This window comes from Rhizobium sp. RHZ01 (genome assembly GCF_014851595.1).
Classification (GTDB): Bacteria; Pseudomonadota; Alphaproteobacteria; order Rhizobiales; family Rhizobiaceae; genus Rhizobium; species Rhizobium altiplani.
This window is the reverse complement of record NZ_JACUZZ010000020.1, coordinates 1-13,480: the sequence shown is the minus strand read 5'-3', so window position 1 is coordinate 13,480 and position 13,480 is coordinate 1. Positions and strand designations below refer to the sequence as shown.

At 58.7% G+C, this 13,480-nt stretch carries 25 protein-coding genes and 1 pseudogene; all 26 read right to left on the bottom strand.

Going from position 1 to position 13,480, the window contains the following annotated elements:
- Positions 1–13 precede the first annotated feature (13 nt).
- Positions 14–403 (bottom strand): 30S ribosomal protein S11, encoded by a 390-nt coding sequence (gene rpsK / locus IB248_RS20110; protein ID WP_003547577.1) that lies wholly within the window; start codon positions 401–403, stop codon positions 14–16.
- 134 nt (positions 404–537) lie between these two features.
- Positions 538–906, bottom strand: a complete 369-nt coding sequence (gene rpsM / locus IB248_RS20105; protein ID WP_016553566.1) for a 30S ribosomal protein S13 — start codon at positions 904–906, stop codon at positions 538–540.
- Positions 907–1,126: 220 nt separating this feature from the next.
- Positions 1,127–1,777: an adenylate kinase gene (locus IB248_RS20100; RefSeq protein ID WP_026371777.1), complete on the bottom strand. Its 651-nt coding sequence runs from the start codon at positions 1,775–1,777 to the stop codon at positions 1,127–1,129.
- Positions 1,774–3,114: a preprotein translocase subunit SecY gene (gene secY / locus IB248_RS20095; protein WP_018857104.1), complete on the bottom strand. Its 1,341-nt coding sequence runs from the start codon at positions 3,112–3,114 to the stop codon at positions 1,774–1,776. Before secY ends, IB248_RS20100 begins: the two co-directional genes overlap by 4 nt.
- 239 nt (positions 3,115–3,353) lie before the next feature.
- The gene (rplO, locus tag IB248_RS20090) at positions 3,354–3,827 is read right to left on the bottom strand and encodes a 50S ribosomal protein L15 (RefSeq protein WP_016553563.1); all 474 of its coding nucleotides are present in this window, start codon (positions 3,825–3,827) and stop codon (positions 3,354–3,356) included.
- Positions 3,828–3,842: 15 nt separating this feature from the next.
- Positions 3,843–4,052, bottom strand: a complete 210-nt coding sequence (gene rpmD, locus IB248_RS20085) for a 50S ribosomal protein L30 (RefSeq protein ID WP_018857105.1) — start codon at positions 4,050–4,052, stop codon at positions 3,843–3,845.
- A 14-nt stretch (positions 4,053–4,066) separates the two neighbouring features.
- A complete protein-coding gene (gene rpsE, locus IB248_RS20080) occupies positions 4,067–4,636 on the bottom strand; it encodes a 30S ribosomal protein S5 (protein WP_007531680.1) in 570 nt (189 codons plus the stop codon).
- Positions 4,637–4,768: 132 nt separating this feature from the next.
- Positions 4,769–5,131, bottom strand: a complete 363-nt coding sequence (gene rplR, locus IB248_RS20075) for a 50S ribosomal protein L18 (RefSeq protein ID WP_018857106.1) — start codon at positions 5,129–5,131, stop codon at positions 4,769–4,771.
- A gap of 12 nt (positions 5,132–5,143) precedes the next feature.
- Positions 5,144–5,677 (bottom strand): 50S ribosomal protein L6, encoded by a 534-nt coding sequence (gene rplF / locus IB248_RS20070; RefSeq protein WP_018857107.1) that lies wholly within the window; start codon positions 5,675–5,677, stop codon positions 5,144–5,146.
- 42 nt (positions 5,678–5,719) lie between these two features.
- Complete coding sequence (gene rpsH, locus IB248_RS20065; RefSeq protein ID WP_004674934.1) at positions 5,720–6,118, bottom strand: 30S ribosomal protein S8; 399 nt, start codon at positions 6,116–6,118, stop codon at positions 5,720–5,722.
- A gap of 12 nt (positions 6,119–6,130) precedes the next feature.
- Positions 6,131–6,436 carry a 30S ribosomal protein S14 gene (gene rpsN / locus IB248_RS20060; RefSeq protein WP_003573787.1) on the bottom strand — a complete coding sequence of 102 codons (306 nt, stop codon included), beginning with the start codon at positions 6,434–6,436 and terminating at the stop codon, positions 6,131–6,133.
- Between the two features lie 32 nt (positions 6,437–6,468).
- Positions 6,469–7,026, bottom strand: coding sequence for a 50S ribosomal protein L5 (gene rplE, locus IB248_RS20055; protein ID WP_016553557.1), 558 nt, complete (start codon positions 7,024–7,026; stop codon positions 6,469–6,471).
- Entirely contained in the window at positions 7,026–7,328 is a 303-nt protein-coding gene (rplX, locus tag IB248_RS20050) for a 50S ribosomal protein L24 (RefSeq protein ID WP_007531676.1), read from the bottom strand. Before rplX ends, rplE begins: the two co-directional genes overlap by 1 nt.
- Before the next feature lie 12 nt (positions 7,329–7,340).
- Complete coding sequence (gene rplN / locus IB248_RS20045; protein ID WP_018857108.1) at positions 7,341–7,709, bottom strand: 50S ribosomal protein L14; 369 nt, start codon at positions 7,707–7,709, stop codon at positions 7,341–7,343.
- Between the two features lie 260 nt (positions 7,710–7,969).
- Positions 7,970–8,209, bottom strand: coding sequence for a 30S ribosomal protein S17 (gene rpsQ / locus IB248_RS20040; RefSeq protein WP_007787739.1), 240 nt, complete (start codon positions 8,207–8,209; stop codon positions 7,970–7,972).
- A gap of 11 nt (positions 8,210–8,220) precedes the next feature.
- On the bottom strand, positions 8,221–8,421 hold the full coding sequence (rpmC, locus tag IB248_RS20035; protein WP_007531673.1) for a 50S ribosomal protein L29: 201 nt from the start codon (positions 8,419–8,421) through the stop codon (positions 8,221–8,223).
- Positions 8,422–8,433: 12 nt separating this feature from the next.
- Positions 8,434–8,847 (bottom strand): 50S ribosomal protein L16, encoded by a 414-nt coding sequence (gene rplP / locus IB248_RS20030; RefSeq protein ID WP_003573792.1) that lies wholly within the window; start codon positions 8,845–8,847, stop codon positions 8,434–8,436.
- Between the two features lie 33 nt (positions 8,848–8,880).
- Positions 8,881–9,600, bottom strand: a complete 720-nt coding sequence (rpsC, locus tag IB248_RS20025; protein WP_018857109.1) for a 30S ribosomal protein S3 — start codon at positions 9,598–9,600, stop codon at positions 8,881–8,883.
- Positions 9,600–9,989 carry a 50S ribosomal protein L22 gene (rplV, locus tag IB248_RS20020; protein ID WP_018857110.1) on the bottom strand — a complete coding sequence of 130 codons (390 nt, stop codon included), beginning with the start codon at positions 9,987–9,989 and terminating at the stop codon, positions 9,600–9,602. Before rplV ends, rpsC begins: the two co-directional genes overlap by 1 nt.
- A gap of 2 nt (positions 9,990–9,991) precedes the next feature.
- Positions 9,992–10,270, bottom strand: coding sequence for a 30S ribosomal protein S19 (rpsS, locus tag IB248_RS20015; RefSeq protein ID WP_007531666.1), 279 nt, complete (start codon positions 10,268–10,270; stop codon positions 9,992–9,994).
- 15 nt (positions 10,271–10,285) lie between these two features.
- Complete coding sequence (rplB, locus tag IB248_RS20010) at positions 10,286–11,122, bottom strand: 50S ribosomal protein L2 (protein WP_018857111.1); 837 nt, start codon at positions 11,120–11,122, stop codon at positions 10,286–10,288.
- A gap of 11 nt (positions 11,123–11,133) precedes the next feature.
- A complete protein-coding gene (locus IB248_RS20005) occupies positions 11,134–11,427 on the bottom strand; it encodes a 50S ribosomal protein L23 (RefSeq protein WP_016553551.1) in 294 nt (97 codons plus the stop codon).
- A complete protein-coding gene (rplD, locus tag IB248_RS20000; protein WP_007531661.1) occupies positions 11,424–12,044 on the bottom strand; it encodes a 50S ribosomal protein L4 in 621 nt (206 codons plus the stop codon). Before rplD ends, IB248_RS20005 begins: the two co-directional genes overlap by 4 nt.
- 13 nt (positions 12,045–12,057) lie before the next feature.
- Positions 12,058–12,699 carry a 50S ribosomal protein L3 gene (gene rplC / locus IB248_RS19995; RefSeq protein ID WP_025659906.1) on the bottom strand — a complete coding sequence of 214 codons (642 nt, stop codon included), beginning with the start codon at positions 12,697–12,699 and terminating at the stop codon, positions 12,058–12,060.
- 34 nt (positions 12,700–12,733) lie between these two features.
- Positions 12,734–13,042, bottom strand: a complete 309-nt coding sequence (rpsJ, locus tag IB248_RS19990) for a 30S ribosomal protein S10 (RefSeq protein WP_003547547.1) — start codon at positions 13,040–13,042, stop codon at positions 12,734–12,736.
- A gap of 311 nt (positions 13,043–13,353) precedes the next feature.
- A pseudogene (tuf, locus tag IB248_RS19985) lies at positions 13,354–13,480 on the bottom strand (elongation factor Tu); the annotation flags it as partial.

Genomic DNA, 13,480 nt, shown 5'->3' with positions numbered 1-13,480 from the left:
TGAATGGCGATGATCAGACGCGGCGCTTCTTGCGCGGGCGGCAACCATTGTGCGGGATCGGCGTCACGTCACGGATGGACGTGATCATGAAACCAGCAGCCTGGAGCGCGCGCAGAGCGGATTCACGACCCGAACCCGGGCCGCAAACTTCGACTTCCAGCGACTTCATGCCATGTTCCTGAGCCTTCTTGGCGCAGTCTTCAGCAGCGATCTGAGCAGCGAACGGGGTCGACTTGCGCGAGCCCTTGAAGCCCTTGGCGCCAGCAGACGACCAGGCAATGGCGTTGCCCTGAGCGTCGGTGATGGTGATCATCGTGTTGTTGAAGGTCGAGTTGACGTGGGCAACACCCGACGAAATGTTTTTACGTTCGCGACGACGAACGCGTACGGCTTCCTTGGCCATCTAAATCCCTTTCTTGGATCTCTGCACCGCCGTAATACCAGCGGCTACACCGGAACGAGACCTTACGGCCCTGCCCCAAACTCAAAAGAGGCCGGCGCAGACCGCCAGCCCCCTCACCTCCGGTTTCCCGGAAATTACTTCTTCTTACCAGCGATGGCCTTTGCCGGACCCTTGCGGGTGCGGGCATTGGTGTGCGTGCGCTGGCCGCGGACCGGAAGGCCACGGCGATGACGCAGGCCACGGTAGCAGCCGAGGTCCATCAGACGCTTGATGTTCATCGAGGTTTCGCGACGCAGATCGCCTTCGACCTGATAGTCACGGTCGATGGTTTCACGGATCTGCAGAACCTCGGAGTCCGTCAGCTGATGGACGCGCTTGTCAGCCGACAGGCCAACCTTCTCCATGATTTCCTGCGCGAATTTTGGACCGATCCCGTGAATGTAGGTCAGCGCGATAACGACGCGCTTCGCAGTCGGGATGTTGACGCCAGCGATACGTGCCACGCCTATTCTCCTTGCGTTCCCGTTGCCATCCGGCAAGAGGCTTTTCGTTATGCAGCCGAACCGGCCGCTCGTTCAGATTTGGGTTCGTACATGTCAAAACGACCGAACCCGGACTTCTCTGGAAATCCGCGCCGATCGCATAAATGTCGCGAGTTGGCGCGGTGTTTAGCGGAATCAGTGCTGAAAAGCAACCGCTTCCGCCAAGTTTTATTTTCAAAGACTAAAGCTTCGAAAGTATCTTATCGATCTCGCTGGTGACGTGATCGATATCCGCCATGCCATCAACCGACTTCAGCTTGCCCTTGGCATAGAAGTAGCCGATCAATGGAGATGTTTCCTTGTAGTAAGCCTGCAGGCGCGTGACGACCGTTTCGCGGTTGTCATCCGGGCGCCGCTTGAAGTGAGTCGAACCGCAGCGGTCGCAAACGCCTTCAATCTTCGGCTTGACGTTGGTGTCGTGATAGCCTGCACCGCAGTTGGCGCAGGTATAGCGTCCCGAGACACGGTCAGCGAGGACGTTGTCGTCAACCTGGATCTCGATCACGGTCGAGAGCTCAAGACCCTTGCTTTTCAGAATGGCTTCCGTTGCGTCGGCCTGAACCAGCGTGCGCGGGTAACCGTCGAGAATGAAACCCTTGGTGCAGTCCGGTGCATCCAGACGCTCGGAGACGATGGCATTGACAATCTCATCGGAAACAAGCTTGCCAGCATCCATGACGGCCTTTGCACGCTTGCCCACCTCCGTGCCAGCCGCAACGGCAGCACGCAGCATGTCACCCGTGGAAAGTTGCGGAATTCCGTACTTCTCCACGATCCGCTGAGCCTGGGTCCCCTTACCCGCGCCCGGCGGCCCTAACAGTATGAGTCTCATCGCCCCCTCTTTCCTCCGCGCAACTTCGATTTCTTGATCAGGCCTTCATACTGCTGTGCGATCAGATGACCCTGAATCTGCGCCACCGTATCGAGAGTTACGCTAACCACGATCAAGAGCGAAGTGCCACCCAAGGACAAAGGAATGCCCGTCTGAGACACAAGAATTTCAGGCAGAATGCACACGAAGACGAGGTAGATCGCGCCAATCACCGTAATGCGGGTCAGCACGTAGTCGATATACTCAGCAGTCCGCTCGCCCGGGCGAATACCCGGGATGAAGCCGCCATGCTTCTTCAGATTGTCGGCGGTGTCCTTCGGATTGAAGACGATAGCGGTATAGAAGAAGGCGAAGAAAGCGATCAGCAGGCCGTAGAGCAGCATATAGAGCGGCTGGCCGTGGCCGAGCGCGGCGACGATCGAGGTCGCCCAGGCCGGCAGTGCGGTCGTGTTGGCAAAGCCTGCAACGGTCGCCGGCAGCAGCAGCAGCGAAGACGCGAAGATCGCCGGGATAACGCCCGAGGTGTTGAGCTTCAGCGGCAGGTGCGACGTGTCGCCCTGGAACATGCGGTTGCCGACCTGGCGCTTCGGATACTGGATCAGCAGGCGGCGCTGCGCACGCTCGACGAAAACGATGATCGCGATAACGGCGATCGCAATGACGATGACGGCGAGAATCAGCGTCGTCGACAGGGCGCCGGTGCGGCCAAGTTCGAGGGTGCCGGCAAGAGCCTGCGGAAGGCCTGCGGCGATACCGGCGAAGATGATCAGCGAGATGCCGTTGCCGATGCCGCGCGAGGTGATCTGCTCGCCGAGCCACATCAGGAACATCGTGCCGCCGAGCAGGGTCACGACCGTCGAAATGCGGAAGAAGATGCCAGGATCGACAACAAGGCCGTTGCCGCTCTCAAGACCGACGGAAATGCCGTAAGCCTGAAGCGCACCGAGGAGTACCGTGCCGTAGCGCGTATACTGGTTGATGATCTTGCGGCCCTGTTCGCCTTCCTTCTTCAGGTTTTCGAGCGCCGGAACGACCGAAGTCATCAGCTGCACGATGATCGAAGCGGAAATGTAAGGCATGATGCCGAGCGCAAAGATTGCCATGCGCTGCACGGCGCCGCCCGAGAACATGTTGAAGAGGCCGAGAATGCCGCCTGCCTGGCCACGGAAGGCCTGGGCATAAGCTTCTGGATTGAGGCCGGGGAGCGGAATGTGGGTACCGAGCCGGTACACGAGGAGAGCTGCCAGTGTGAACCACAGGCGCTTCTTGAGATCCTCGGCTTTGGCGAAGGTCGAGAAATTGAGGTTAGAAGCCAACTGTTCCGCTGCAGACGCCATGCGATTCTCCGCGCTACCAATTCCGGGCTCTAGCCAAGCGAGGTGCAGGACCCGGTATCAGCATTCTGAATTATTCAAAAGCGGGTTTCGGACGGATTGCGAACGCAACCTATGCCTCACCCTTGTGTTCGTTCCTACCGTCCATGACGCACGTGCGTCCAGCCGGTTTTTGTGAGGCTCACATATGGGAGCAAAATCGCCCGGTGTGAAGCACCCCGGGCGACTTATCATAAGATTAATTATTCTGCAGCTGCGGCAGAAAGAAGCGTGACGGAACCGCCAGCTTTTTCGATCTTTTCGACAGCCGGCTTGGAAGCGCCAGCAACTTCGAACTTGACCTTTGCCTTCAGCTCGCCGTCGGCGAGAACGCGAACGCCGTCCTTGACGCGACGGATAACGCCGGCAGCCTTGAGAGCTGCTGCATCAACCGTGGACTTGGCGTCGAGCTTGCCAGCGTCGATCGCAGCCTGAACACGCTCAAGCGACACGACGACGAAGTCGGCCTTGAAAATGTTGTTGAAGCCGCGCTTCGGCAGGCGACGGTAGATTGGCATCTGACCGCCTTCGAAACCGTTGATAGCGACGCCGGAACGGGACTTCTGACCCTTCACACCGCGACCACCGGTCTTGCCCGAGCCCGAACCAATACCGCGGCCGAGGCGCTTGCGGCTGTGGGTCGAACCTTCGTTGTCTTTAATTTCATTGAGTTTCATAGCGAATCTCCCGGCTTACTTCTCGTCGACGACGCGAACGAGATGCTGGACAGCACGGATCATGCCACGAACGGAAGGAGTATCTTCCAGCGTGCGGCGACGGTGCATCTTGTTGAGTCCGAGGCCGATCAGCGTGCGCTGCTGGACGTCCGGACGACGAATCGGGCTGCCGATCTGTTCGACAATAACCGTCTTCGCTTCAGTCTTCTTGGTAGCCTTAGCCATCTGTCAGACTCCTCTTATTCTTCAGAGGCATTGCCAGAAGCGGCACGGCGAGCCTGGAGCGTTGCATACTTGATGCCGCGCTGAGCTGCGATGTCCTTCGGGTGAACCTGGTGCTTCAGAGCGTCGAAGGTAGCGCGAACCATGTTGTATGGGTTCGAGGAACCGGTCGACTTGGCGACAACGTCGTGAACGCCGAGCGTTTCGAAAACAGCGCGCATCGGACCACCGGCGATGATACCGGTACCGACCTTGGCCGAACGAAGCAGAACCTTGCCGGCGCCATGGCGGCCATGAACGTCGTGATGCAGCGTACGGCCGTCACGCAGCGGTACGAAGATCAGTTCGCGCTTGGCAGCTTCAGTCGCCTTGCGGATTGCTTCCGGCACTTCGCGTGCCTTGCCGTGACCGAAGCCAACGCGGCCCTTCTGGTCACCAACGACGACGAGAGCGGCGAAACCGAAACGGCGGCCACCCTTAACAACCTTGGCAACGCGGTTAATCGCGACCAGCTTGTCGACGAATTCGCTATCGCGCTCTTCACGGGCCTGGCGGTCTTCCCGCTGCGGCCTTCTTTCCTGTGCCATTGTCCTCTTCCTTTTTCTTTTCCGGGTGCAATCGGCAAACAAAACGAGGACCGCATCGGCCTCCCCTTTTCGGGACGCCTGCGGTCCGGTGATATCCGGCCGGTACCCTAAGGCTGCCGGCCGGAAACTTTATTAGAAGGACAGACCGCCTTCGCGGGCTGCTTCTGCCAGGGCCTTGATGCGGCCGTGGTAGATGAAGGCGCCACGGTCGAATACGACGTCCTTGACGCCTGCCTTCGAGGCGCGCTCAGCAACGAGCTTGCCTACGAGGGCAGCTGCTGCCGTGTCAGCACCGGTCTTCAGAGAACCGCGCAGGTCCTTGTCGAGGGTCGAGGCAGACGCAAGCGTCTTACCAGCGACATCGTCAATGACTTGAGCATAGATGTTCTTCGACGAGCGATGAACCGACAGGCGCGGACGGCCGTTGGCCACCGACTTGAGGTGACGACGCACGCGGTTGGCACGACGTGCAAGTGCTTCTTTCCTGCTAGCCATTTCGCGTGATCCTTACTTCTTCTTGCCTTCTTTGCGGACGATCCGCTCTTCGGCATACTTGACGCCCTTGCCCTTGTAAGGCTCAGGACCGCGGTATTCGCGGATTTCAGCGGCAACCTGGCCGACCTGCTGCTTGTTGATGCCGGTGACGACGATTTCCGTCGGCTTCGGCACAGTGATCGTGATGCCCTGCGGCGGCTCATACACAACGTCATGGCTGAAGCCGAGTGCCAGCTGCAGGTTCTTGCCCTGAAGCGACGCGCGGTAACCGACGCCGTTGATTTCGAGCTTGCGCTCAAAGCCGTCCTTAACGCCCTTGAAGATGTTCTCGATCATCGTGCGGGACATGCCCCACTTTGCACGAGCATTCTTCGTCTGGCTGAGCGGCGTCACGACGACCGCATTATTTTCGAGCTTCACGCCGACTTCGTCGTTTGCGACGAAGAACAGCTCGCCCTTCGGGCCCTTAGCGGTAACCTTCTGGCCATCGACCGTAGCCGTGATCCCAGCAGGCACCTGAACGGGCTTTTTACCGATACGAGACATTTTTATATCCTGTCTGTTCGCTATGGAGATCCCTGCTCAGCCTTAGAAGACCGAGCAAAGAACCTCGCCACCAACGTTCTGTTCGCGAGCCTGGTGATCGGCCATCACGCCCTTCGGGGTCGAAAGGATAGTGATGCCGAGGCCGTTCGCGACCTGCGGAATGGACTTGACCGAGACATAAACCCGGCGGCCCGGCTTGGACACACGGCCGATCTCACGGATCACCGATGCGCCTTCATAGTACTTGAGTTCGATGTTGAGCTCAGACTTGCCATTGCCGAAATCGACAACGGAGTAGCCACGGATGTAGCCTTCAGACTGCAGAACATCGAGAACACGTGCACGGAGCTTCGAAGCAGGCGTCGAGACCGACGACTTGCGGCGAGAAGCGCCGTTACGGATGCGAGTGAGCATATCGCCCAACGGATCAGTCATTGTCATCTAACCTGCTCCTTACCAGCTCGACTTGACGATGCCCGGCACCTTGCCGAGATTGCCGAGTTCACGCAGCGCGATACGCGACATGCGCAGTTTGCGGTAGTATGCGCGCGGACGGCCCGATACTTCGCAACGGTTGCGAATGCGGGTCTTGGATCCATCGCGCGGCAGGGATGCCAGCTTGATCGAGGCCTTGAACCGCTCTTCGATCGGAAGAGCCTGGTTCATGATGATCGCCTTCAGAGCTGCGCGCTTGGCAGCCTGGTTAGCGACCGTAGTACGGCGGCGCTTGTTCTTTTCAACTGCGCTTGTCTTCGCCATGTGCGGTTCCTTTTCTACGCTCGTCGTTACGGTTACTGACGGAACGGGAAGTTGAACTCTGTCAGGAGAGCCCGCGCTTCGTCGTCCTTCGTTGCCGTCGTGCAAACGATGATGTCCATGCCCCACATCTGATCAACCTTGTCGTAGTTGATCTCAGGGAACACAATGTGCTCCTTGATGCCCATGGCGAAGTTGCCACGGCCGTCAAAGCTTTTCGGGTTCAGGCCGCGGAAGTCGCGAACGCGCGGAAGCGCGATGTTCACGAGACGGTCCAGGAACTCGTACATGCGAGCGCCGCGCAGGGTGACCTTTGCGCCGATCGGCATCTGCTCGCGGACCTTGAAGCCAGCGATGGAGTTGCGTGCACGGGTGATGACCGGCTTCTGGCCGGCAATAGCGGCCAGGTCGGCTGCAGCAACAGTCGGCTTCTTCGAATCAGCCGTTGCTTCACCAACACCCATGTTGATTACGATCTTGTCGAGCTTCGGAATCATCATCTCGTTGGCGTAGGAGAACTTCTCCTGCATCGCCGCACGAATGCGCTCGACATATTCCTTCTTGAGCCGTGGCTCGTACTTTGCGTCAGCCATCAGATCACCTCACCGGAACGCTTGGCCACACGGACCTTCTTGCCGTCAACAACCTTGAAGCCAACGCGGGTCGGCTTGCCGTCCTTGTCGACGATTGCGACGTTGGACAGGTGAACCGAAGCTTCCTTGCTGATGATGCCGGCTTCCTGGCTCTGCGTCTGGCGCTGGTGGCGCTTTACGACGTTGACGCCACGAACAACGGCGCGATCTTCCTTGGGCAGAACCTGAAGGACTTCGCCGGTACGGCCCTTGTCCTTGCCTGCGAGCATGACGACCTTGTCGCCCTTACGAATCTTTTGCATCCTTCGCGCTCCTTACAGTACTTCGGGAGCCAGCGAGATGATCTTCATGTGGTTCTTGGCGCGAAGTTCGCGCGGAACCGGTCCGAAGATACGGGTGCCGATCGGCTCTTTCTTGTTGTCGATGAGGACTGCTGCATTCGTGTCGAAGCGGATGATGCTGCCATCAACGCGACGGATTTCCTTGGCGGTACGAACAACCACCGCCTTCATCACGTCACCCTTCTTCACGCGGCCGCGCGGGATCGCTTCCTTGATCGAAACGACAATAATGTCGCCGATCCCGGCATACTTGCGCTTCGAGCCGCCCAGCACCTTGATGCACATGACACGACGTGCGCCGGAATTATCCGCCACGTCGAGGTTTGTTTGCATCTGAATCATATCAGGTCGCCTTTTTGGTTTACCGGAATGGTTGGGCTTTCGCCCCCTACCCCGGCTTATGAAAATTGTCAGCCGGCCGCTTGCCACAAGGACAGGCGAAAACACGGCAATAGCTTGAATAGCGCGGGATCGATCGTGCCAGGGTGGTTTCCCGTCGGGACCTTCCGTGCGCTCAAAGCAAAAGAACGCTCGACGAACGAGCGTTCTGACGCTGCTTCATACAGATATTTCCGCGAGACGCAAGGCCTCGCGCAAAAATCTTACTTGGCCTGGGCGGAAACGACCGTCCAGCGCTTGTCCTTGGAAATCGGCGCGCATTCCTCGATGGATACGGTATCGCCGATCTTGTACTGGTTGTTTTCGTCGTGGGCCTTGTACTTCTTGGAACGACGAACGGTCTTCTGGAGCAGCGGGTGAGCGAAACGACGCTCAACGCGAACTACGACAGTCTTCTCGTTCTTGTCGCCAACGACAACGCCCTGCAGAATGCGCTTCGGCATGATGTTTTCCTTTACGCCTTTGCTTCTGCCGCCTTCTGGCGGGCAATGGTTTTCACGCGGGCGATGTCCTTACGGACTTCGTTGATGCGCGAGGACTTTTCCAGCTGACCGGTTGCCTTCTGGAAGCGCAGGTTGAACTGCTCCTTCTTCAGGTCGGCGAGCTTGTCCTTGAGCTGATCGGCCGTGAGGCCGCGTACTTCTTCGGCTTTCATGTGCCTTGCTCCTTACTCTGCAATACGCTGAACGAAGCGCGTCTTGACCGAGAGCTTGGCAGAGCCGAGGCGAAGCGCTTCACGAGCGATTTCTTCGCTGACGCCGTCGATTTCGAACATCATACGGCCTGGCTTGACCTTGCATGCCCAGTATTCGACAGAGCCCTTGCCCTTACCCATACGGACTTCGGTCGGCTTTGCGGTTACCGGAACATCCGGGAACACGCGGATCCATACACGGCCGGCGCGCTTCATGTAACGCGTGATCGCGCGGCGGGCCGCTTCGATCTCGCGTGCATTCACGCGGTTCGGCTCTTGAGCCTTAAGGCCGAATTCGCCGAAGGCCAGGTCAGAACCACCCTTGGCGACGCCCTTGATGCGGCCCTTGAATTGCTTGCGGTACTTGGTACGCTTTGGCTGCAACATTTTCTTATTCTCCGAACTTATCCACCAACGCTATTAGGCGTTGTCGCGGCGACGATCGCGATCACGGCTTGCCGGACCCTGAGCGTCACCCTCGAGTGCGCGGCGCTCGGAGGCCATCGGATCGTGCTCAAGGATTTCGCCCTTGAAGATCCAAACCTTGATGCCGCAGATGCCAAAAGCGGTTTCCGCTTCAGCTGTGCCGTAGTCGATGTCAGCGCGCAGCGTGTGCAGCGGAACGCGACCTTCGCGGTACCATTCCGTACGAGCGATTTCAGCACCGCCGAGACGGCCTGCGCAGGTGATCTTGATGCCTTCGGCGCCAAGACGCATTGCAGACTGAACGGCACGCTTCATGGCGCGACGGAAAGCAACACGACGCTCGAGCTGCTGAGCGATCGACTGTGCGACGAGCGTAGCGTCGACTTCCGGCTTGCGAACTTCAACGATGTTGAGGTGCGTTTCGGAATTCGTCATGTCCGACAGCTTCTTGCGGAGCTTGTCGATGTCTGCGCCCTTCTTGCCGATGATCAGGCCCGGACGAGCCGAGTGGATCGTGACACGGCACTTCTTGTGCGGACGCTCGATGACCACCTTGGCGATACCAGCCTGCTTCAGTTCGCTCATCACGAACTTGCGCATCTTCAGGTCTTCGTGCAGCAGCTGACCGTACTCGGCATTGTCCGCAAACCAGCGGCTATCCCAGGTACGGTTGATGCCAAGACGGAAACCGATTGGATTAATTTTCTGACCCATTATGCGGCCTCCTCTTGTGCCTGCACTTCGCGGACAACGATCGTCAGGTGCGCAAACGGCCTCTCGATGCGAGAAGCGCGGCCGCGGCCACGAGCGTGGAAACGCTTCATGACGATCGACTTGCCGACATAGGCTTCGGCGACGACCAGGGAGTCGACGTCGAGGTCGTGGTTGTTCTCGGCGTTGGCGATCGCAGACTCGAGCGTCTTCTTGACGGCGCCTGCGATACGCTTGCGGGAGAATTCCAGCTCAGCGAGTGCACGATCGACCTTCTTGCCGCGGATAACCGCAGCAACGAGGTTGAGCTTCTGTGGGCTGACGCGGAGCGTGCGGGCGACTGCTTGCGCCTCGTTGTCCTTCAGCCGGCGTTCGGCTTTTGCCTTGCCCATTGTTACTTCCTCTTTGCCTTCTTGTCCGCACCGTGACCGTAGTAGGTCCGGGTCGGAGAGAATTCACCGAATTTGTGACCGACCATGTCTTCATTGACGCTGACCGGAACATGCTTGCTGCCGTTGTAGACGCCGAAGGTGAGACCGACGAACTGCGGCAGGATCGTGGAGCGACGGCTCCAGATCTTGATTACTTCTGCACGTCCGCCTTCACGAACCTTCTCAGCCTTCTTGAGAAGATAGCCGTCAACGAACGGACCTTTCCATACTGAACGAGCCATTGGAGACTTCCTCTCTTACTTCTTACGCTGATGACGCGAGCGCATGATCATCTTGTCGGTCGACTTGTTCGACCGGGTGCGCTTGCCCTTGGTCGGCTTGCCCCACGGAGTAACCGGGTGACGACCACCAGAGGTGCGGCCTTCACCACCGCCGTGCGGGTGGTCGACAGGGTTCATGACGACACCGCGGTTATGCGGACGCTTGCCGCGCCAAACAGTACGACCGGCCTTGCCGTCGTTGATGTTGGCGTGATCCGGATTCGAAACCGCACCGATCGAAGCAAGGCAGGTGCCGTGCACGAGGCGCTGTTCGCCAGAGTTCAGGCGAAGGATCGCCATGCCCTGGTCGCGACCGACGAGCTGTGCGTAGGAACCGGCGGAGCGAGCGATCTGACCACCCTTGCCCGGCTTCATTTCCACGTTGTGGATGATGGAGCCGACCGGGATGAACTGCAGCGGCATCGTGTTGCCGGGCTTTACGTCGACAGCCTTCTCGGAAGCGATGACCTTGTCGCCGGCAGCGAGGCGCTGCGGAGCGAGGATGTAGGCCTTTTCGCCGTCAGCATAGGTCACCAGCGCAATGAAAGCCGTGCGGTTCGGATCGTATTCGATACGATCGACGGTGCCTTCAACGTCGAACTTGCGACGCTTGAAGTCGACCAGACGGTAGGTGCGCTTGTGACCGCCGCCGATGAAGCGGGCGGTGATGCGGCCGAGGTTGTTACGACCGCCGCTCTTGGTCAGACCTTCCGTCAGCGCCTTGACCGGCTTGCCCTTGTAGAGCGAGGAGCGGTCGACGATGACCAGCTGACGCTGGCTCGGGGTCGTAGGATTGAATGTTTTCAATGCCATTTTATTATTCCTCAGAGACCGGTGGAGACGTCGATCGTCTGGCCTTCAGCCAGCGTCACAACTGCCTTCTTCACGTCCTGCTGCTTGCCGACAAAACCTTTGAAACGCTTGGTCTTGCCCTTGCGGAGCAGAGTGTTGACGGCCGTGACCTTGACGCCGAACAGCGCCTCGACTGCAGCCTTGATTTCCGGCTTCGACGCCTTCTTGGCGACGTTGAAAACAACCTGGTTGTTTTCCGATACCAGCGTGGACTTTTCGGTGATCGCCGGCGAGACGATCACATCATAGTGGCGAAGGTCGGTCACTTGAAACGCTCCTCTAGAGCTTCGACGGCAGCCTTGGAAAGCACGAGCTTGCCGCGGCGCACGATGTCGTAAACGTTGATGCCCTGGATCGGCAGAACATCGATGTTCGGGATGTTCTGAGCTGCGAGCTTGAAGTTGCCATCAAGTTCAGCGCCGCCGATGAAGAGCGCGTTGGTCAGGCCGAGCGTCTCGAAAGCCGATGCCAGTGCCTTGGTCTTTGCTTCTGCAGCAACCAGGCTGTCGATGATGATGACATCGTCGGACTTCAGCTTGGCCGAGAGGGCGTGACGCAGACCGAGAGCGCGAACCTTCTTCGGAAGGTCGTGTTCGTGGCTGCGAGCGACCGGGCCGTGGGCCTTACCACCGCCGCGAAACTGCGGAGCGCGAGCCGAATGGTGACGAGCGCGGCCCGTACCCTTCTGCTTGTACATCTTGGCGCCGGTGCGCGAGACGTCCGCGCGGCCCTTTGCCTGGTGCGTGCCCTGCTGCTTCTTGGCAAGCTGCCAGCGGATGACGCGGGCGAGAATGTCTTCGCGGGGCTCGAGACCGAAAATCGCGTCAGAAAGAGAAACCTTCCCTGCGTCTTTTCCCTCGAGGGTCTTGACGTTGAATTCCATTGGTCCGGCTCCCTTACTTCGCTGCCGATTTGACGGCATCGCGCACGATGATCCAGGCACCCTTGGAACCGGGTACTGCACCCTTGATCAGGATCAGACCACGATCTTCGTCGGTCGAAACCACTTCCAGGTTCTGAGTCGTTACGCGCGTCTGGCCCATGTGACCAGCCATCTTCTTGTTCTTGAATACCTTACCGGGATCCTGGCGCTGACCGGTCGAACCGTGCGAGCGGTGCGAAACCGAGTTACCATGCGTAGCACGGCCACCACTAAAATTGTGGCGCTTCATGACGCCGGCAAAGCCCTTACCGATCGTCGTGCCCGTCACATCGACGAGCTGACCAGCTGCGAAGTGACCAGCCTTGAGCTCGGTGCCAACCTCGAGGAGATTGTCTTCCGTGACGCGGAATTCCGTAAGCTTGGCCTTCGGCTCGACGTTGGCAACAGCAAAGTTACCGCGCATCGCCTTCGACGTATTCTTGACCTTCGCCGTGCCAGCACCGAGCTGGACTGCGGCATAGCCGTTCTTCTCAACAGTGCGCTGGGCCACAACCTGGCAGCCATCCAGACGCAGTACTGTTACCGGGACATGTTCACCAGCGTCGTTGTAGACGCGGGTCATACCCACCTTCTGTGCAATCACACCTGAACGCATCGGTTCAATCCTTCCAAATCCGCTCGAGCAAGGCTCAGAGCTTGATCTCAACATCGACACCGGCGGCGAGATCGAGCTTCATCAGCGCGTCTACCGTCTGCGGGGTCGGATCTACGATGTCGAGGAGGCGCTTATGCGTGCGCATCTCGAACTGCTCGCGGCTCTTCTTGTCGATGTGTGGGGACCGGTTGACCGTAAACTTCTCGATGCGAGTCGGAAGCGGAACGGGGCCCCGGACGCTTGCGCCGGTGCGCTTCGCCGTCGACACGATCTCGCGCGTCGAAGCGTCGAGAATGCGGTGATCGAACGCCTTCAGGCGAATGCGGATATTTTGGCCGTTCATTCGACGTTATCCTTGTGTTTGTTTCCCACGTGCCTGTTAGGCAGACACGGGTTGTTCTTTTTTCCTAAGGCGGACCACCGGTTTCAAAGATCGAGAGGGGCACCGGAATGCGGCATCCCTATCCAGTCTTCAGGCCTTACGGCCACCTTATTGCTTGTTGTAGTCACCCGCTCCAATGAACGAAGCAGGGCGCAAATCGCGCTCGCGCGCCATTTGCAACATTTCTCTGTAATAAGCAAGCGGCTAGCGCCGCTTGCATCATAATAATGTCATCGAATCGGCCGCTTCAGGCGAAACGGCCGGTCTTTCGATTACTCGACGATCGAGGCGACGATGCCGGCGCCGACGGTACGGCCGCCTTCGCGGATAGCGAAGCGCAGCTTTTCTTCCATCGCGATCGGAACGATCAGCTCGACGTCTACAGTGACGTTGTCGCCA

Excerpts from the sequence above, each read along its gene's own strand:
- rplR (WP_018857106.1), bottom strand. The coding sequence starts at position 5,131 with ATGGCTAGCAGGAAAGAAGCACTTGCACGTCGTGCCAACCGCGTGCGT.
- IB248_RS20100 (WP_026371777.1), bottom strand. The coding sequence starts at position 1,777 with ATGAGACTCATACTGTTAGGGCCGCCGGGCGCGGGTAAGGGGACCCAG.
- rpsN (WP_003573787.1), bottom strand. The coding sequence starts at position 6,436 with ATGGCGAAGACAAGCGCAGTTGAAAAGAACAAGCGCCGCCGTACTACG.
- rpsK (WP_003547577.1), bottom strand. The coding sequence starts at position 403 with ATGGCCAAGGAAGCCGTACGCGTTCGTCGTCGCGAACGTAAAAACATT.
- rplF (WP_018857107.1), bottom strand. The coding sequence starts at position 5,677 with ATGTCTCGTATCGGTAAAAAGCCCGTTCAGGTGCCTGCTGGGATCACG.
- rplO (WP_016553563.1), bottom strand. The coding sequence starts at position 3,827 with ATGAAACTCAATGAAATTAAAGACAACGAAGGTTCGACCCACAGCCGC.
- rplB (WP_018857111.1), bottom strand. The coding sequence starts at position 11,122 with ATGGCATTGAAAACATTCAATCCTACGACCCCGAGCCAGCGTCAGCTG.
- rplC (WP_025659906.1), bottom strand. The coding sequence starts at position 12,699 with ATGCGTTCAGGTGTGATTGCACAGAAGGTGGGTATGACCCGCGTCTAC.
- rpmC (WP_007531673.1), bottom strand. The coding sequence starts at position 8,421 with ATGAAAGCCGAAGAAGTACGCGGCCTCACGGCCGATCAGCTCAAGGAC.
- rpsS (WP_007531666.1), bottom strand. The coding sequence starts at position 10,270 with ATGGCTCGTTCAGTATGGAAAGGTCCGTTCGTTGACGGCTATCTTCTC.
- rplN (WP_018857108.1), bottom strand. The coding sequence starts at position 7,709 with ATGATTCAGATGCAAACAAACCTCGACGTGGCGGATAATTCCGGCGCA.
- rpsC (WP_018857109.1), bottom strand. The coding sequence starts at position 9,600 with ATGGGTCAGAAAATTAATCCAATCGGTTTCCGTCTTGGCATCAACCGT.
- rpsE (WP_007531680.1), bottom strand. The coding sequence starts at position 4,636 with ATGGCACAGGAAAGAAGGCCGCAGCGGGAAGACCGCCAGGCCCGTGAA.
- rplX (WP_007531676.1), bottom strand. The coding sequence starts at position 7,328 with ATGCAAAAGATTCGTAAGGGCGACAAGGTCGTCATGCTCGCAGGCAAG.
- rplP (WP_003573792.1), bottom strand. The coding sequence starts at position 8,847 with ATGTTGCAGCCAAAGCGTACCAAGTACCGCAAGCAATTCAAGGGCCGC.
- rpsQ (WP_007787739.1), bottom strand. The coding sequence starts at position 8,209 with ATGCCGAAGCGCATTCTGCAGGGCGTTGTCGTTGGCGACAAGAACGAG.
- rpsJ (WP_003547547.1), bottom strand. The coding sequence starts at position 13,042 with ATGAACGGCCAAAATATCCGCATTCGCCTGAAGGCGTTCGATCACCGC.
- rplE (WP_016553557.1), bottom strand. The coding sequence starts at position 7,026 with ATGGCTGACGCAAAGTACGAGCCACGGCTCAAGAAGGAATATGTCGAG.
- rpmD (WP_018857105.1), bottom strand. The coding sequence starts at position 4,052 with ATGGCTAAGGCTACCAAGAAGACTGAAGCGAAGACGGTTATTGTCGAA.
- rplD (WP_007531661.1), bottom strand. The coding sequence starts at position 12,044 with ATGGAATTCAACGTCAAGACCCTCGAGGGAAAAGACGCAGGGAAGGTT.
- secY (WP_018857104.1), bottom strand. The coding sequence starts at position 3,114 with ATGGCGTCTGCAGCGGAACAGTTGGCTTCTAACCTCAATTTCTCGACC.
- rpsH (WP_004674934.1), bottom strand. The coding sequence starts at position 6,118 with ATGACAATGACTGATCCGTTGGGCGATATGCTCACTCGCATCCGTAAC.
- rplV (WP_018857110.1), bottom strand. The coding sequence starts at position 9,989 with ATGGGCAAGGCAAAAGCCGAACGCCGGCTGAAGGACAACGAGGCGCAA.